The sequence below is a fragment of the Massilia sp. Soil_C_3 genome (assembly GCF_057657035.1).
Window position 1 is genome coordinate 368,741 of sequence record NZ_JBDGJG010000001.1, and the last position, 18,098, is coordinate 386,838.

Below are 18,098 nucleotides of genomic sequence, written 5' to 3' on the forward strand. Positions count from 1 at the left end.
CCGCTACCTTGTCATAATTCCCCGGTGACTTTTTGGTTATAAGTTAATGCAAACTTAACTTATGTCGCCTTCTCGCTACAAAAATCTTCGTTCCCTACGCACTTCCACGGAATTTTTATCAAAAAAATTCCGCTGGAGAACGCCGCACATATAATCCCGCCTTGTCATATTCCGGCCGGCAGGACTCCGATTATGTCGCGTACAGACAACACTTGGGCGGTGATTTATATGTAAAAGCTCTGAATAGCTAAGCCAAATCGAATTTGTCGGCTTGTTCAAAGCTCATGCATATTGGCGGCATTCCGCTGTATTTCATCACTCCGCCGTGTCACTTTGTTGAAACATTGTAACGATACAATCGCAGCCGCTTGCCGGCTGAAGCGCTGCCGCATAAGCAAAAAAATTCAAGTTGTAAATCGTAGGGGAGGGCGTCCGCCCGGGCGTCCAACAATAAATTGAAGTTCTTTTTGGGGTAATCAATGATCACTCAACAACAGATCCGGCTCACCAAGTTGGCGCTGGCTTTGTCGGTTGCGTTGGCGGCTGCGCCGTCGTTCGCACAGAACACCACTTCGGCCATCGGCGGCCGTATTTCGAACGCTGCCGGCGCACCAGCCGCCGGCGCACAAGTGCAGATCCTGCACGTCGAGTCGGGTTCTGTCAGCAATGTCGTCACTGACGCCGAAGGCCGCTACACCGCACGCGGCCTGCGCGTGGGTGGTCCTTACACCATTACCATCACCAAGGATGGCGTCACCGAGACGCGCAACGACGTCTTCGTCGAGCTGGCGCAGACCGCGACCGTCGACGCGACCGTCGGCATCCAGACCGTGACCGTGGCCGGCTCGGCTGTTCGTTCGGAAGTCTTCTCGAGCAACAACATGGGCGCGGGCACCTCGATCAGCAACACCCAGCTGCAGACCCAGGCGTCGATCAACCGCAACCTGCAGGACTACGCCCGCGCCGACCCGCGCGTGTCGCAGACCGACAAGGACCGCGGTGAAATCTCGGTCGCCGGCCAGAACTCGCGCTACAACTCGATGACCATCGACGGCGTCGCCATCAACGACACCTTCGGCCTGGAATCGAACGGTAGCCCGACCGCACGCCAGCCGATCTCGATCGAAGCGATCCAGTCGGTGCAGGTCAACGTCGCCAACTACGACGTCACCCAGAAAGGCTACACCGGCGCCAACATCAACGCCGTGACCAAGTCGGGCACCAATACCTACAAGGGCGGCGTCTACTACGTCTTCCGCAACGACACCATGGCCGGCGACCGCTACGACGTGGTCACCGACAAGTACAGCGAACCGCCGAAGTCGAAGGAAACCACCAAGGGTATCTGGGCATCGGGTCCGCTGATCCAGGACAAGCTGTTCATCTTCGCCCTGGCCGAAAACTTCGAGAGCTCGCGTTCGAGCCCTGACTTCGGACCGATCGGTTCCGGCGCCGGCACCACGGTCGGCATCACCCAGTCGTCCATCGCCGGCGCGCAGCAGATCGCCCAGGGCTATGGCCTGGACATCGGCACCCCGGCCGTCCCGACCGGCGCCATGCTGACCTCGAAAGAGCGCATGGTGAAGTTCGACTGGAACATCACCGACGACCACCGCGCCAACCTGCGCTACGCCAAGACCACCCAGGGCGAGCCGTTCTTCCCTGGCTTCTCGAACACCGGCGTCGGCCTGTCGTCGAGCTTCTACAACCAGGGCAAGGAAATCGAGACCGTCGTCGCCCAGGTGTTCTCGGACTGGACCCCGAACTTCTCGACCGAGTTCAAGTACTCGACCCGCGACTACGATTCGGCCCCGGTCAACGCAACCCGTACGCCATCGATGGCCCTGCAGTTCTCCGGCGCGCTGCCGGCCGACGCGCCGGCCGGCCTGGCCAGCGGCAACCGCTTCCTGAACTTCGGTACCGAGCGTAGCCGTCACAACAACGTGCTGGGCAACAAGACCACCGACCTGTACGCCGGCGCCAACTGGATCAAGGGCGATCACGAGATCAAGTTCGGTGTCGACCACACCAAGACCGAGATCTACAACGCCTTCCTGCAAGGCGTGTTCGGCGAATACACCTTCGCCTGCCTGGATTCGGCCGATGCGAACTTCTACAGCTTCGGCGCGCTGCCGAGCTGCGCCCGCGCCACCAACGCGCAGGTCGAAGCCGCCGTGCTCGAGAACTTCCGTCGTGGCCGTCCGCTGAGCTACAGCGTGCAGCGCGCCCTGCCGGGCGCATCGATCGAGGACGCGATCGCCCAGTTCGAGACCAAGAACACCGGTCTTTTCCTGCAGGACACCTGGGCCGTCAACGACCAGCTGACCCTGACCTACGGCGTGCGTTACGACCGTAACGACATCGGCAACCGTCCGCTGTACAACGCCGCAGCGGCCCAGCCTATGGTCGCAGGCAACCCGGCAACCGGCGCGCGCCAGTCGGGCGGCTTCGGTCTGGACAACACCCGGACCATCGACGGCACCGACCTGATCCAGCCGCGTTTCGGCTTCAACTACCGCTTCGACAAGGCGCCGCGTCCGACCCAGCTGCGCGGCGGTTTCGGCCTGTTCCAGGGCGCTGCTGCTGCCGTCTGGATGTCGAACCCGTTCTCGAATCCTGGCGTCGCCGCTGCGACCATCAGCTGCTCGGGCGTCGGCGCAACCCGTTGCCCAACCACCGGTGGCCTGATCAGCACGGATCCGGACAACCAGCCGAACGTGTCGGGCGCCGTGCCTGCCGCGAACGTCGACTTCCTGGATCCAAACTTCCGCCAGCCGGCGATCTGGAAAACCAACCTGGCCTTCGATACCGAACTGCCATGGGGCGGTCTCGTGTTCGGCGGTGAGCTGCTGTACACCAAGAACAAGCACGCTATCTATTACGAGCACCTGAATCTGGGCGCACCGACCGCAATCGGCGGCGCCGATGGCCGTCAGCTTTTCTGGAACGCAGCCGGCCTGAACCAGGCGAGCTATGGTGTGTCGAACAATGCAGCGACCCTGATCAGCAACAGCGGCGCAACCAACCGCGCACTGAGCAACCGCAGCTACAACAACGTGCTGGTGGCGCGCGATACCGACAAGGGCGACGCGAAAGTGATCACCATGTCGCTGTCGCAGCCAATGCAGAAGGGCCTCGGCTGGTCGGTGTCGTACACCTACACCGATGCGACCGAAGTCTCGCCGCTGACCTCGTCGGTGTCGAACTCGAACTTCAATGGCCGTTCGGTGTTCAACCCGAACGAAGAAGTCGCCGCGACCTCGAGCTACGCCATCAAGAACCGTGTGAACGCGTTGCTGAACTTCCAGAAGAAGTTCTTCGACAACTACAACACGCGTTTCGGCATCTTCTACGAAGGTCGTGAAGGCCGTCCGTACAGCTGGACGTTTAACAACGACATGAACGGTGACAACCTGGCCGGTAACGACCTGATGTACATCCCGACCGCGTTCGGTTCCGGCGAAGTCGTGTTCTACGGCGACACCGCGACCAACAAGGCCAACGAGCAGCGTTTCTGGGACGTCGTCAACGCCAACAAGGGCCTGCATGGCGCCGCTGGTGGTGTCGTGAAGCGTAACAACAGCACTTCGGAATGGGTCAACACCTTCGACCTGCGCATCAGCCAGGAAATTCCTGGCCTGTTCAAGCGCAACAAGGCGACCTTCACCCTTGACTTCATGAACTTCGGCAATCTGCTGAACAAGAAGTGGGGCCGTACCGAAGAAGTCGCGTTCCAGTCCAACGGTGGCCAGGCACGCAGCTTCGTCGACTTCGCAGGTACCGATGCGCAAGGCCGTTACGTCTACGTCGTGCGTAACGACGTCGAGCGTCAAGACCTGAAGCAGTCGAAGGGCGAGTCGCAGTGGGCGATCCAGGCGACCCTCAAGTACGAATTCTAAGCATCGAATTCGTCGCATGAGCTAGTCAAGAACGGCCGGTGGAAACACCGGCCGTTTTTTCTTGTAAAAAACCAGAATCCCAGCAGCCGTAAGGATTTCCTGCATACAAGCTGCATGGGATAATGTTGGCTGTCGAGTTTGCTCGAGCTCCGTTTTTTCCGGACCCGCCGTTCGCGCCGGTCCGCATCCAGTAAAGGTGTTCCCATGATCGTTTCGCGCCGCGCATGCGCCAGTCTTTCCACCCTCACCATGGCGCTGCTGCTGGCCGGCTGCGTCAGCGCGCCCCAGGGCCCGGTGACCCTCAATCTCGTGTCGCTGAACGACTTCCACGGCAACCTCGAGCCGAGCCGCTACGTCCTCAAGCATGCGGATGGCAAGGAAGAAGTCATGCGCGCCGGCGGCGCCGAAGCCGTGGCGGCGGCCCTGCAGGCCTGGCGCAAGGAAGACAAGGATCTGCTGCTGGTGTCGACCGGCGACATCGTCGGCGCCAGCCCGGCGCTGTCGTCGCTGTGGGCCGACGAGCCGACCATCGAAGTGATGAATATGCTGAACCTGCGCGCCAGCGCGGTCGGCAATCATGAATTCGACGGCGGCCGCAAGGAACTGCTGCGCCAGCAGAACGGCGGCTGCGATTCGCCGCATCCCACCAAGGCGTGCAAGTTCACCCCGAACTTCGGCGGCGCCAAATTCACCTACCTCGGCGCCAACGTGATCGACTCGGCCACCGGCAAGCCGGTCATCCCGGGCTTCAGGATCGAAGACGTCAAGGGCATCAAGGTCGGCCTGGTCGGTGTGGTGTTGAAGGACACGCCGAACATGGTCGTGGCGTCGGGCATCGCCGGTCTGCGCTTCGGCGACGAGGCCGAGGCGATCAATGCCGCGCTGCCGGCCATGCGCGCAGCCGGCGCCCAGGTCATCGTGGCCCTGGTGCACCAGGGCGGCCGCACGGTGGAGTCGCCGCTGCAGGCGGGCTGCTCGCAGCTCAAGGGCGACATCGTCGACGTGGTCAAGAAGATCGACCCGTCGGTCAAGCTGGTGCTGACCGGCCACTCGCACCAGGGCTACCTGTGCGACGTCGAAGGCCGCACCGTGACCCAGGCCGACACCGCCGGCCACCTGTTGACGCGCGTGTCGATGCAGGTCGAGCCGAAGACGGGCGCGGTCAGCAACCTGGTCGTCAAGAACGTGGTGATGAAGCCGGGCGAGTACCCGGCGGACGCGAAGATGACGGCCTTCGTGGCGCAGGTGAAGGAGCGCAGCAAGGAAGCGCTGAATCGTCCGATCGCCAGGGTGGCCGGTGCGCCGGTGCTGCGCAAGACCAATGATGCCGGCGAGTCGGTGCTGGGCAATATGATCGCCGATGCGGCGCTCGATTCGGTCCGCGACATGGGCGCGCAACTGGCCTTCATGAACAATGGCGGCATCCGCCGCGACCTCGAGGCCGGCCCGGACGGTATGGTGGCCTTTGGACAGGTCCAGGTGGTGCTCCCGTTCGGCAACACGACGGTCGTGATGGACCTGACCGGCGCCCAGATCCGCGCCCTGCTGGAACGCCAGTGGGCCGACGGCGTCGATTCGAATTCGTCGGTGCTGCAGATTTCCGAAGGCTTCAGCTATGCCTGGGACCCGAAGCGTCCGGCGGGCAGCCGCCTGGTGCCGGGCAGCCTCAAGCTGAACGGCAAACAGATGCACGACGGCGCCACCTACCGCATCGCCACCAATAACTTCCTGGCCGAAGGCAGCGACGGTTATCCGGAGTTCGGCAAGGGCACGGCGCGTGTCGACACCGGGCTGCGCGACCTGGACGGCTTTATCGCTTACCTGAAGAAGATCGAAGGGCAGGGCCCCGCCGTTGCTCCGGCCACGCCGCGTATCGTCAAGGTCAACTAAATCAACAAGGAATCACCATGAAAAAACTCGCATGCGTGCTGGCGCTGACCGGCGTCTTCGCATCGGTGGCCGCGCCCGACGCCGCCGCCTGGGGCCGCGACGGCCATCGCGCCATCGGCGCCATCGCCGACCGGCTGCTCAAGGGCAGCAACGCGCAAAAGGAAATCGCGCTGCTCTTGCAGCCGGGCGAATCGCTGGCGTCGATGGCCAACTGGGCCGACTGCGTCAAGGGCACGTTCTGCGGCCCGCAGACGCCCGAGATGGTCGAATACGTGGCCGGCAATCCGCGCCACAGCGAATACCACTACACCAATGTGCCGTTCCAGCTGGACCACTACCATGCGCATGGCGTGGGCACGAGCGATGTCGACATCGTACAGACGCTGGAGCAGTGCATCGCCGTCCTGCAGGGCAAGACCGACCCCGCCCTGAACCCGCACAAGTTCACCAAGCGCCAGGCCCTGATCCTGCTGGCCCACTTCGCCGGCGACATCCACCAGCCGCTGCACGTGGGTTCGGCTTTCGTTTCCAAGGACGGTAAATTCGTGGTGCCGAAGGACCGCGCCGAGATCGACGAGACCCTGGTCTTCGATTCGCGCGGCGGCAACAACCTGCTGCTGGATAACGAGCGCCTGTCCGCGCTGTCGGCCGGCGTGATCCCTGTAGGGGAGCCGGTGGTCGTCAAGGAAGGCGTGCCGGCGGCGCTGACCAAGCCGTTCCACTCCTATTGGGACAGCACCACGGTCGACTACGCCTTCCGCCGCATCAAGACCCGCACGCCGGAGCAGTTCGCCGACGTCGCGGTCGCCAGCCAGCCGCAGCTGAAAAAAGCGCAGGGCGACGTGTCGACCTGGCCGGTGCAGTGGGTCGAGGATGGCCTGGTGTCGGCCAAGCTGGCCTACAAGGACGTTGTGCCGGGCAAGCTGACGCCGCAGACCAGCAAGAAGGGCGAGACTTATTACACCTTCGCGCTGGAAGTGCCGCAGAATTATCCGGTGCCGAGCTCCGAGATCGCCAAGACCCAGCTGATCAAGGGTGGCTACAATCTGGCGGCGATGCTGCAGGCGATCTGGCCGTAAGAGTTAGCCGAAAGACTGTCGTCCCCGCGCAGGCGGGGACCCAAGTTTGCGCGCACCCCCATTACGTTTGGTTTAAGCGGTGACGCACATGACTGGGATTCCCGCCTGCGCGGGAATGACGTATCAAAGGTGCGGGTTTCGGTTGGCGTTAGAATCTGGTCAACCTGTGAACCGATTCCGAGGCATCATGATCTCTACATACAAGGCTGCCGGCGCCTGCCTGCTGCTTACCGCCGCTACCCACGCCAGCGCCCAGTCACCCGAACCGGCCGGTTTGCCGCTCTGGGAATTCGGCGTGGGCGCCTTCGGGCTCACCGCGCCGGCCTATCCCGGCGCCGACGACCGCAACAACCGTGTCCTGCCGCTGCCCTACCTGCTGTACCGAGGCGAAGTGCTGCGCGCCGACCAGTCGGGCATCGGGGCGCGCCTGTTCCGTTCCGACCGGCTCGAGTTCGATGTTGGCCTGGCGGGCGCCTTGCCATCCGACTCGGACGACGTCGAGATCCGCGCCGGCATGCCCGACCTGGGCGCCTTGTTCGAATTCGGCCCACGGCTGAAGATCCGGGTGGCCGATTTCGACGATCGCAGCCGCTTGCGCGCAGAACTGCCGCTGCGCGCCGTGATCGAGGCAAGGGGAGGGCTGCGGCGCCAGGGCTGGACCTTCGAGCCCAAGCTGGCGTATGAGACGCGCGGCGAGCGCGGCTTGTGGAGCGTCGAGGGCAATGTCTCGGTCGTGTTCGGCGACAAGCGCATCAACCGTTATTTCTACGAGGTGCAGCCGCAGTACGCGAACGCATCCCGTGCCGCCTACGGCGCTGACGCCGGCCTGATGCTGACGCGTGTCGGCCTGTTTGCCACGCGCCAGCTGAACCCCGACCTGCGCCTGTTCGGCTTCGTGCGCTTCGAATCGTATGCGGGCAGCGCCAATCGCGACAGCCCGCTGCACCTCAAGAATACCGGCACCTCGGCCGGCGTCGGCTTCGCCTGGACCCTGGCGCGTTCCAGCCGCCGCGCGGCGGGCTACGAGCCGGTCGATCCCGTCACGCCATAAAAAAACGCCGGGACCAGCCCGGCGTCAAGAGGAGACAACTTGTTCGCGTCAGGCGGCCTGGCGCATCGTCAGCGCCGGACGGCCGGCGTTCTTGAGCGAAGGTCGGGCAGATACCGCTTCAGGCTCGAATCGGAAGGTCGACACCAACTGCGACAGCAATTGCGCCTGTTCGCGCATCGAGGTCGAGGCGGCCGCCGCTTCTTCCACCAGCGCCGCGTTCTGCTGCGTCACCTGGTCCATCTGGGCGATCGCCTGGTTCACCTGCTCGATGCCGGCCGACTGCTCCTGGCTGGCCATGGCGATGCCCGACATGATCGCGGTGACGCGGCCGATGCTGTCCACGATTTCCTGCATGGTGCTGCCGGCGTCCGACACCAGGCGGCTGCCTTCTTCGACCTTGGCGCTCGAGTCGCCGATCAGGGTCTTGATTTCCTTGGCCGCCGCTGCCGAGCGCTGGGCGAGGTTGCGCACTTCGCTCGCCACGACCGCGAAGCCGCGGCCCTGTTCACCGGCGCGCGCGGCTTCCACGGCCGCGTTCAGGGCCAGGATATTGGTCTGGAAGGCGATGCCGTCGATGACGCCGATGATGTCCGAGATCTTCTTCGACGAATCGGTGATCGCATCCATGGTCTGCACCACGCGGCCAACCGTCTCGCCGCCGCGGCCGGCCACCTGTGAGGCGGCCTGCGCCAGTGTATTGGCTTCGCGCGCATTGTCGGCGTTCTGCTTGACGGTCGAGGTTAGTTCTTCCATCGACGACGCCGTTTCTTCCAGCGCACCAGCCTGCTGCTCGGTGCGCGACGACAGTTCGAGGTTGCCGGCCGAGATCTGGTCAGCCGCTTCGACGATGGTCTCGGTGCCGCTGCGCACCTGGCCGACGATGCCCACCAGATTGTCGTTCATGTCTTTCAGGGCGCCCATGAGTACGCCGGTTTCGTTGTTGCCGCGGGCGACGATGCGGCTGCTCAGGTCACCGGTGGCGACGGTCTGCGCAACCGACACGGCTTCTTCCAGCGGCGCGGTGATGCGACGGCCGATCCACCATGCGAACACGCCGCCGGCCACCAGAGCGATCGCGGCCAGGGTCAATTGCAGGTTCAGGCTGGTCTTGAAGCCGGCGTCGATGGTTTCCGAATCCCTGGCGACGACGTCCTGCTGATACTTGACGATCGCGCCCAGGCTCGCGAGATAGGACTGCACGCGCGGCAGCATGTCGGCGGTCAGGAATTGGCGCACTGCTTCATCGTCGCCGGCAGCTTTTTTCTCCAGCACGGACACGCGCGCTGCGCGGTAGGCTTCGCGCTCGATATCGACCTTGGCGAACAGGTCCATCGCAACCTTGTCGTCTTTCAGGCTCTCCATCAATTCCTTGTGCAGCACGTTCGAGCGCTTCGACGAACTGGCGATATCGTCCAGGAAATATTTTTCATCGCTGGGGTCGACCATCTTGATGGCGGCGATGGTGCGCGCTGCATTGGTCGAGATGATGGACTGCCACTCCTGCAGCATGGCAAGGCGATGCATGCTTTCGCCAGTCAGCTTGTCGGTCATCTCTTCCGCTTTGTTCATCTGGACCAGGCCGATGCCGACCAGGATCAGCATCGCGGCCAAGAGGGTTGCGAAGCCGCCGAACAGGAGGCTGCGCAGCTTGATGTTCTCGATTGCCATAAGTTTCCTATATTGAAAATTTGAACAGCAACGAAGGATGTTTATTCGTTGCCATACGGAAAGTCGATATTTTCTCAGACTCAGCAGCAATTACCGAACAACATTGCATTTTGTATGCCAAATTTCTTGATATGTGTGGCAATGCGGTCACGTTCACTTGTCATCACAACAAGTGATAGCTGATTTTGCGCTGGAAGACGGGAGGGAAGGAGGAAGTACCTGCCCGCGAGCGCGGGCAGGTGAGGGTATTGCTTAGCGCGACTTGACGAAGGGCTTGCCCAACGCTTTCGGCGCCACCGACTTGGCCATCAGGCCAGCCAGCACCACCACGGTGACGATGTACGGGATCATCTGGATCAGCGAACCCGGGATGCGGCCCACGACCGGCAGGTCGACGCCTTCGATCTGGATCTGCACGGCAGAGAAGAAGCCGAACATCATGCAGCCCAGCACCGTGTACAGCGGACGCCAGTTGCCGAACACCAGGGCGGTCAGCGCCAGGTAGCCGGCGCCGGCCGACATATCGCGCAAGAAGAAGCCGCTCTGGACGATCGACAGGTAGGCGCCCGAGAACGAGCACAGCACGCCGGCGATGATCATCGCCATGTAGCGGGTGCGCTGGACCGGGATGCCGGCGGCGTCGGCCGCGTGCGGGTTCTCTCCGCAGGCGCGCAGGCGCAGGCCGAAGCGGCTATGGAACAGCACCCAGTGCACGATCGGCAGCAGGGCGAAGGCGAAGTACACCAGCGGCGAGTGGCCGCCGATCAGGCGCGTCCAGACCCAGCCCAGGCCTGGAATGTCGGCCACCAGTTCCGAGCCGGGCAGCACCACGGTCGACAGGCGCGCCTCGCCCAGGTCCGGCGTGCGGCCGCCCTGCTGGAAGAAGTATTGGGCCACGACAAAAGTAAGGCCGCTCATCGCGATATTGATGGCGATGCCCGCCACCAGCTGGTTGCCCTTCTGGGTGATCGAGACGAAGGCCTGGATCAGGGCCAGGGCGCAGGAGGCGAGGATGCCGGCGGCGATGCCGATCCACGGGTCCTGGTAGGTGTAGGCAACGCCGGCCGAGACGAAGGCCGAGGCCAGGATCTTGCCCTCGAGGCCGATGTCGACCACGCCGCTGCGCTCGGCGAACAGGCCGGCCATGGCCGCGAAGATCAGCACCGGCGCATTGCGGATGGTGGAGACGACGATGCTGGCGAACTGGAAGTCTTCCATGGCTTATCCCTTGCTGCTACGAGTGGCGTTGATCAGTTTCAGCAGCGCCGGACCATACATGTTTTCCATGGCGCCGCAGAACAGGATGATCAGGCCCTGGATGAAAATGAAGGTCTCTTGCGGGATGTTCGGCTTTTCCAGCGACAGGTCGAAGCCGCCCTGGATCAGCGCGCCGAACAGCACCGACGACAGCAGGATGCCGACCGGATGCTGGCGGCCCATCAGCGCGATCGCGATGCCGATGAAGCCGGCGCCGGCCGGGAAGTTCAGGCTCAGGTAGTGGGTCGAACCGAGGATCGAGTTCACCGCCGCCAGGCCGGCCAGGGCGCCCGAGATCAGCATCGCGACGATGATGGTGCGGCTGATGCGTACGCCCGCATAGTGGGCGGCGTGGGCGTTCAGGCCGGTCGCCTGCAGTTTATAGCCCCAGCTCGAGCGCGACACCGCCACCCAGTAGACCACCAGGGCGATCAGGGCCAGGATGAAGGCGAGATTGAGCGGGGTGTTCTCGCCGAAGAACGGCAGCCAGGTCGACAGCTGCGGGATCGCCGCGGCATCCGAGAACACGCGGCTGGCCGGGTTCTGGTCGCCCTCGGGGATCATGTACTTGACGATGATGAAGTTCATCAGGCCGGCGGCGATGAAGTTGAACATGATGGTGGTGACCACCACGTGGCTGCCGCGCTTGGCCTGCAGGTAGCCGGGCAGGAAGGCCCATGCCGCGCCGAACACGGCGCTGGCGACGATCGCCAGCGGGATCAGGAGCCAGCTTGACAAGGACGCGTCGAACGCCAGCATGGCCAGGGTCAGGCCCAGGCCGCCCAGGTACATCTGGCCCTCGGCGCCGATGTTGAACAGGCCCGCCTTCATCGCGATCGACACGGCCAGGCCGGTGAACACGAAGGTCGACGCGTAGAACAGCGTATAGGAGAGGCCTTCCGGATTGATGACGGCGCTGTTGACGAGGATCTGCAGCGATTCGACCGGGCTCTCGCCCAGCAGGTGGATGACCAGCGCGGCGACCAGCAGCGCGGACAGCAGGTTCAGGACCGGCAGGACGAAGCCTGATGCCCAGCGTGGAAGTTCAGTCGTTTTCATGATTTGTGCATCCCGCCCATCAAGAGGCCAATGCGGGTGGTGTCGAATTCGTCAATATGGAGTTCGCCGGTGACGCGGCCGCCCGACATCACGACGATGCGGTCGGCCAGTGCGCGCACTTCTTCCAGCTCGGTCGACACCAGCAGGATGGCCACGCCTTCGTCGCGCAGGCGCAGCAGCTGGGTGTGGATGCTCTCGATGGTGCCGATGTCGACGCCGCGGGTCGGCTGGCCGACCAGCATCAGCTTCGGCGCGGCCGACACTTCGCGCGCGATCACGACCTTCTGCTGGTTGCCGCCGGAGAGCAGACCGATGCGCACATTGGGGTCTTTCGGACGCACGTCGAATTGCTCGAGCAGGTGGGCGCAGCGCTGGGCGATGGCGTCGAAGTCGAACAGGCCGCGCTTGGTGACGCGGTCCTGGTAGCCGAACACGGTGTTCTGCATGACCGAGAAATCCTTGATCACGCCATCGCGCAGGCGGTCTTCGGGCACGTGGCCGATGCCGAGGTCACGGAAGGTGGCGGGCAGGCCGTCGGCGTTCGAGCGGCCGGCGAAGGGCAGCGGCGCGCCTTCCACCGTCACGGTGCCGGAGGTCGGCAGGCGCATGCCGGACAGGATTTCCATCAGCTCGCTCTGGCCGTTGCCCGAGACGCCGGCGATGGCGACGATCTCGCCGGCGCGCACGTTCAAGGCAATGTCGGCCAGCAGCCCGACGCCGTTGGCGTCCTTCAGTTGCAGATTCTCGACCTGCAGCACCGGCGCGCCGGGCGCGTGCGGTTTGCGCGGCAGGTTGCCCTCGATCGGGCGGCCCACCATCATGTTCGCCAGTTGCTCCTTCGAAGTGTCGCGGGTGGCGACGGCGCCGGCCACGCGGCCCGCGCGCATCACGGTCACCTGGTCGGTGATCTCCATGATCTCGCCCAGCTTGTGGGTGATCAGGATGATGGTCTTGCCCTGTTCCTTGAACAGCCGCAGGATGTCGAACAGCGAGGCGATTTCCTGCGTGGTCAGCACCGCGGTCGGCTCGTCCAGGATCAGGATCTCGGCGCTGCGGTAGATCTGCTTGAGGATCTCGACGCGCTGCTGGGCGCCGACCGACAAGGTCGAGATGACGGCCAGCGGGTCGACGTCGAGGTGGTAGCGCGCGCAGATCTCGCGCAGCTTCGCTTCCGTCTCAAGGCGCTTCTTCGACAATTTGAAGCCGCCCTCGGCGCCGAGCATCACGTTATCGAGCACGGTCATGTTCTCGACCAGCATGAAGTGCTGGTGCACCATGCCGATGCCCAGGTCGATCGCTTCCAGGCTGGAGCGGATCTTCTGCTCGGCGCCGTTGATGACGAGCTGTCCGCTGTCGGCATGGTAGTAGCCGTACAGGATGCTCATCAGGGTGGATTTGCCCGCGCCATTTTCGCCGATCACGCCATGGATCGAGCCCTTGGCGATCGAGAAGCTGACATCGGCATTCGCCTGCACCGGCCCGAAGGCCTTGCTGATATTGCGAAATTCTACGGCTGGCTGCATTGCGATCTGTCGTAAATATGAGTGTGCTTATCATTCAAAAGCGCGCCGGGCCGGGATCAACCGGCGCGGCGCGCTTCGAATGGGGATGGGTCGATCAGACCGGGCAGCTGCTGCCTGCGCGGTAATCGATGACCTTGATCTTGCCGTTGATGATGTCGGTGCGCACGGCGTTGACGCGCTTTTCGATCTCTGGCGTGACGACCTTGCGGTTGTCCTTGTCCAGCACCCAGTCGACGCCGCCTTCCTTCAGGCCCTTGTAATGCACGCCCGATTTCCAGGTGCCGTTCTTGACGCCCATGAAGGAGTCGTACACGGCCACGTCGACGCGCTTGATCATCGAGGTCAGCATCGTGCCCGGGTGCAGGTAGTTCTGATTCGAATCGACGCCGATCGCCAGCTTGCCTTGTTCCTTGGCCGCCTGCAGCGTGCCCATGCCGCTGCCGCCCGCCACTGCGAACACGACGTCGACGCCGCGCGCGAACTGCGCGCGCGCCAGCTCGCCGCCCTTGGCCGGGTCGTTCCAGGCGGCGGCGGTGGTGCCGACCATGTTCTGGACGATCTCGATCTTCGGCGCTTGCGCCTTGGCGCCCTGGTTGTAGCCGCAGGCGAAGGCGCGGATCAGCGGGATGTCCATGCCGCCCACGAAGCCGAGCTTCTTGGACTTGGACGCCATGGCGGCGGCGACGCCGACCAGGTAGGAGCCTTCCTGCTCCTTGAACATCACCGATTCGATGTTGGCGCCTTGCGCCACGCTGTCGATCAGCACGAAGCGCACGTTCGGGAATTCACGGGCGACTTTTTGCACAGCCTGGGTTTGCGAGAAACCGATGGCGGCGATCATGTCGACCTTCTTGCGCGCCAGGCCGCGCATGACTTGCTCGGCCTGGGTATCGCTATTGGCCTGGACCTCGAACACCTTGACGCCGGTCTCTTTCGAGAAGCGTTGCAGGCCTTCGAAGGCCGACTGGTTGAACGATTTGTCGAATTTGCCGCCCGCATCGTAGACCATGCCGAGCTTCGGCTGCGCGATCGGACCTGCTGCCGGCGCGGCGAAAGCACTGCCGGCGACGCACAGCGCCGCAATGGTCATGCTGAGTTGCTTAAATTTCATCAATGGGCTCCTGGAATAGCGGTATTGTACCCGCGGCATGGCGTCCGATGGGTAGGGGCTGCGCAATTGCTACCTCGAGCGGTAAGGCGGGAGAGGACACTTCGCGCTGCGCGATTGTGTCAGCCCGGCGATCCGCTGGGGGTTACGATTTGTTTCTGGCGACTATTTTCTCAGCAGATGGGCTTACATGTAGCACGGCCACAACAGGCTGAGAGGGTCGATTTGGCTGAAGTCAATACGAATTTGGCAAAATCATGAGCAAGCTCACGCCATTCCAGCGCAAGCTGTCAAATATGCATCAACCTGCAAGTTGATGACAAATACGATTTTACTTGCCAATTTATTCGTTGGAAATATAACTGCTGACAACTTTCAGCAATTATTTTGTCGCGAGGGCGAAATCGGCAGGCGTAGGTACTGCCTCGGCGGGCGGTTCGGCGCTCGCCACCGCGTCGGCGACGGCCGCTGCGGCGGCCGGCGTCACCGGCTGGCTGAACTGGCGGGTGAGGAAGCCGGCGATCAGGTCTTGCGTCGCTTCGAGATAGGGGATGTTCATGTGGTCGGAGTCGGGCACGACGTCGTCCGCCACCAGCTGGCCCAGCTTGGCCACCAGCAGGTCGGTATGCGTGTGCGGCACCACGTCGTCGCTGGCCGCGCGCAGCACATAGGTCGGCGCCTTGAGCGAGGGCGCGTACTTGATCGACTCGAAGCGGTGCTGCAGCATGTACTCGATCGGCATCACGCGGAAGCGCCGCTTGGCGATCGCCAGGATCGAGTCGTAGGGCGTGATCAGGACCACGGAATGGGCGGGGCGCTCCTTGGCCACCTGCACCGCGACGCCGGAACCCAGGCTGCGGCCGACCACGGCGATCCGGTGCGGATCGACCTGGCCGCGCGTGGCGAGCCAGTCGTACAGCAGGCAGCCGTCTTCGATCATGTGGATCTCGGCCGGCACGCCCTGCGATTCGCCATAGCCGCGGTAGTTCATCGCCAGCACGGTCATATTGGGGAACAGCTTGCCCGCATCGCGCACGACCCAGGACACTTCTTCGGAACGGCCGCCGAAATACAGCACCGCCGGACGCGGACCGGGAATGGTCGGGGTCATCAGCCAGCCCGACAGGCGGGTGCCGTCGTTGGCGCGCAAGACCACCGGACGGGTGCGATGGCCGCTGCTGCGCGGGCTTTTGACTTCGCGTTCGAGCGTCGGATTGAAGACCAGGCGGCGCTGGTTGGCGGCGACGGCTGCCGTCAGCCCCAGCCACAGCATGCTGGCAAAGCCCGTGATCCCCGCCGCCATTTTCTTCGACATATCCATGACTGATAGTCTACGCCAGCCGCTGAGTTTTGTTCTGTGTGACAGCTCTCACTGTTGGGCAGCCCATGCGAAATGGGTCAAGAAGTTGTTTTAAACCAACATCGAGCGCCGCCGTTGTGCTGGTGCTCCGATCGCACGATTGCGGTTACGATGTGGATTCACCTTGATCCAACGCCCTCCTGGAGACGCCGTGCACTACCTGCTCACCTATGACCTCGCCCCCGACTACCTCGAACGCCGCGGCGAATTCCGCGATGTGCACCTGAAGCTGGCCTGGGAGGCGCAGGAACGCGGTGAGCTGGTCCTGGCCGGCGCGCTGACCGAACCGGCCGATCACGCGGTGCTGGTCTTCGATTGCGAGACGGCCGAGCCGGTCCAGCTGTTCGCGGCACGCGACCCCTACGTCACGAACGGCCTGGTGCGCGCCTTCCATGTGCGCCAGTGGAATACGGTGGTTGGTGACCTGGCGAGCAATCCGGTGCGACCTGGCTGAATATCTGCCTGATTTCTTGCCGGATTAACACACCAGATCAGGTAACATCCTCGGCTTGTCGAATATTGCCGGGGAATCCATGCAATCTGCTGTCAATCTATGGCCACTGCTCGGCGTGGCCGTCGTCGTCGCCGGCTTCCTGCTGCGCGCCAATCCGGTGCTGGTCGCCGTCGCTGCCTGCGGCGTGACCGGCGTCGCGGCCGCGATGCCCGTCATGGCCCTGCTCGAATCGCTCGGCACCGCCTTCGTCAAGACGCGCAATCTTCCCCTGATCCTGCTGCTGCCGCTGGCCGCGATCGGCCTGCTGGAGCGCTTCGGCCTGCGCGAGCAGGCGCAATCGGTGATCGCCAAGGTGCGCTCGGCCACCGCCGGCCGCCTGTTGATCGTCTACCTGTTCGCGCGCGAGAGCACCGCCGCGATGGGCCTGACCAGCCTGGGCGGCCATCCGACGATGGTGCGGCCGCTGGTCGCGCCGATGGCCGAGGCGGCCGCGGAAACGCAGCACGGCAAGCTGCCCGAACGCGTGCGCCACCGCATCCGCGCCATGTCGGCCGCCACCGACAATATCGGCCTGTTCTTCGGCGAAGATATCTTTGTCGCCTTCGGCGCCATCGTCCTGATGCACACGATCCTGCAGGCCGAGGGCATCGAGGTCAATCCGCTGCACATCGCGCTGTGGGGCATCCCGACCGCGATCACCGCCTTCGTGATCCATGCCTGGAACCTGCGCCGGCTCGATGCCGAAATCAAGCGTGAAATCCAGCGTGAAGCGGCGGCGGCGAAGGAGGCGGCATGACCCTCACCATCGACCACTTCTACATCCTGGTCGGCCTGCTGCTCTCAAGCGTGGCCATCATGAGCCTGATGGACCGCAGCAATTCGCGCCGGGTCACCACCGCGCTGTTCTGGGGACTGTATGCGCTGCTGTACCTGGCCGGCGAGCGCATGCCGCCGGCGGCGGTCGGGGTCCTGATGATAGGCATGGCCTTGCTGGCCGGTTTCGGCGGCGTCAAGGCCGGCGCCCCGAAGGCGCTGGGGCCTGAGGAGCGCCGCGCCAGCGCCGCGCGTCTGGGCAACCGCATCTTCATTCCCGCGCTGCTGCTGCCGCTCGTGACCGTGATCGGCGCCACCGTGCTCAAGGACGTGCAGATCGGCGCTCTGCCCATGCTCGACCCGGCCCACCTGACCCTGGTCAGCATGGGCTGCGGCGCGATCGTGGCCTTGATCGCCGCCTGCTGGCTGACGCGCGCCACGCCGCTGCAGGGCGTGCGCGAGGCGCGGCGCCTGATCGACGCCATGAGCTGGGCGGTGGTGCTGCCGCACATCCTGGCGGTGCTGGGACTGCTGTTCTCGGAAGCCGGCGTCGGCAAGGCGGTGGCGCACCTGACGACCACGTATATCGGCCTGGATTCGGCATTCGTCGCGGTGGCGGTGTACTGTATCGGCATGGCGCTGTTTACCATCGTGATGGGTAACGGCTTTGCCGCCTTCCCGGTGATGGCGGGCGGCGTCGGCATCCCGGTGCTGATCGGCGTGTATGGCGCCAATCCGGCCGTGATGGCGGCGATCGGCATGTTCAGCGCGTACTGCGGCACCCTGATGACGCCGATGGCGGCGAACTTCAATATCGTGCCGGCGGCCCTGCTCGAGCTGCCCGACAAGAACGCGGTGATCCGCGCCCAGATACCGAGCGCGCTGCCGATCCTGATAGCGAATATCTTCCTGCTGTATTTTTTGATGAACCTGTGAG

General features: G+C 63.8%; 13 protein-coding genes. 7 read left to right on the plus strand and 6 right to left on the minus strand.

The genetic code is table 11. From position 1 onward, the window contains the following. The first annotated feature begins 479 nt into the window (after positions 1–479). The 4 genes from AC3A6F_RS01690 to AC3A6F_RS01705 all read left to right on the plus strand — a co-directional run bounded on the left by AC3A6F_RS01690 (position 480) and on the right by AC3A6F_RS01705 (position 7,919). Positions 480–3,899, plus strand: coding sequence for a TonB-dependent receptor (locus AC3A6F_RS01690; protein ID WP_487678235.1), 3,420 nt, complete (start codon positions 480–482; stop codon positions 3,897–3,899). Positions 3,900–4,103: 204 nt separating this feature from the next. After that, complete coding sequence (locus AC3A6F_RS01695; protein WP_487678236.1) at positions 4,104–5,789, plus strand: bifunctional metallophosphatase/5'-nucleotidase; 1,686 nt, start codon at positions 4,104–4,106, stop codon at positions 5,787–5,789. Positions 5,790–5,806: 17 nt separating this feature from the next. Continuing rightward, a complete protein-coding gene (locus tag AC3A6F_RS01700; protein WP_487678237.1) occupies positions 5,807–6,868 on the plus strand; it encodes a S1/P1 nuclease in 1,062 nt (353 codons plus the stop codon). Between the two features lie 187 nt (positions 6,869–7,055). Further along, positions 7,056–7,919, plus strand: coding sequence for a MipA/OmpV family protein (locus tag AC3A6F_RS01705; RefSeq protein WP_487678238.1), 864 nt, complete (start codon positions 7,056–7,058; stop codon positions 7,917–7,919). 48 nt (positions 7,920–7,967) lie between these two features. Here AC3A6F_RS01705 and AC3A6F_RS01710 read toward each other — a convergent pair whose 3' ends face one another. From AC3A6F_RS01710 to AC3A6F_RS01735, 6 genes are all read right to left on the minus strand, one after another. After that, on the minus strand, positions 7,968–9,587 hold the full coding sequence (locus AC3A6F_RS01710) for a methyl-accepting chemotaxis protein (protein ID WP_487678239.1): 1,620 nt from the start codon (positions 9,585–9,587) through the stop codon (positions 7,968–7,970). A gap of 252 nt (positions 9,588–9,839) precedes the next feature. Next, positions 9,840–10,805, minus strand: a complete 966-nt coding sequence (locus AC3A6F_RS01715) for an ABC transporter permease (RefSeq protein ID WP_123071613.1) — start codon at positions 10,803–10,805, stop codon at positions 9,840–9,842. Positions 10,806–10,808: 3 nt separating this feature from the next. After that, on the minus strand, positions 10,809–11,903 hold the full coding sequence (locus tag AC3A6F_RS01720; protein WP_487678240.1) for an ABC transporter permease: 1,095 nt from the start codon (positions 11,901–11,903) through the stop codon (positions 10,809–10,811). Then, positions 11,900–13,426 carry an ABC transporter ATP-binding protein gene (locus AC3A6F_RS01725; RefSeq protein ID WP_487678241.1) on the minus strand — a complete coding sequence of 509 codons (1,527 nt, stop codon included), beginning with the start codon at positions 13,424–13,426 and terminating at the stop codon, positions 11,900–11,902. Before AC3A6F_RS01725 ends, AC3A6F_RS01720 begins: the two co-directional genes overlap by 4 nt. A 94-nt stretch (positions 13,427–13,520) precedes the next feature. Then, a complete protein-coding gene (locus AC3A6F_RS01730) occupies positions 13,521–14,537 on the minus strand; it encodes a BMP family lipoprotein (RefSeq protein WP_487678242.1) in 1,017 nt (338 codons plus the stop codon). 379 nt (positions 14,538–14,916) lie between these two features. Further along, positions 14,917–15,855, minus strand: coding sequence for an alpha/beta hydrolase (locus AC3A6F_RS01735; protein WP_487678243.1), 939 nt, complete (start codon positions 15,853–15,855; stop codon positions 14,917–14,919). A 190-nt stretch (positions 15,856–16,045) separates the two neighbouring features. On the opposite strand from AC3A6F_RS01735, the gene AC3A6F_RS01740 reads away from it, so the two are divergent. The 3 genes from AC3A6F_RS01740 to AC3A6F_RS01750 all read left to right on the plus strand — a co-directional run bounded on the left by AC3A6F_RS01740 (position 16,046) and on the right by AC3A6F_RS01750 (position 18,097). After that, entirely contained in the window at positions 16,046–16,348 is a 303-nt protein-coding gene (locus AC3A6F_RS01740; protein WP_487678244.1) for a YciI-like protein, read from the plus strand. Positions 16,349–16,427: 79 nt separating this feature from the next. Continuing rightward, on the plus strand, positions 16,428–17,144 hold the full coding sequence (locus tag AC3A6F_RS01745; RefSeq protein WP_487678245.1) for a DUF969 domain-containing protein: 717 nt from the start codon (positions 16,428–16,430) through the stop codon (positions 17,142–17,144). After that, the gene (locus AC3A6F_RS01750; protein WP_487678246.1) at positions 17,141–18,097 is read left to right on the plus strand and encodes a DUF979 domain-containing protein; all 957 of its coding nucleotides are present in this window, start codon (positions 17,141–17,143) and stop codon (positions 18,095–18,097) included. Before AC3A6F_RS01745 ends, AC3A6F_RS01750 begins: the two co-directional genes overlap by 4 nt. Position 18,098 lies beyond the last annotated feature (1 nt).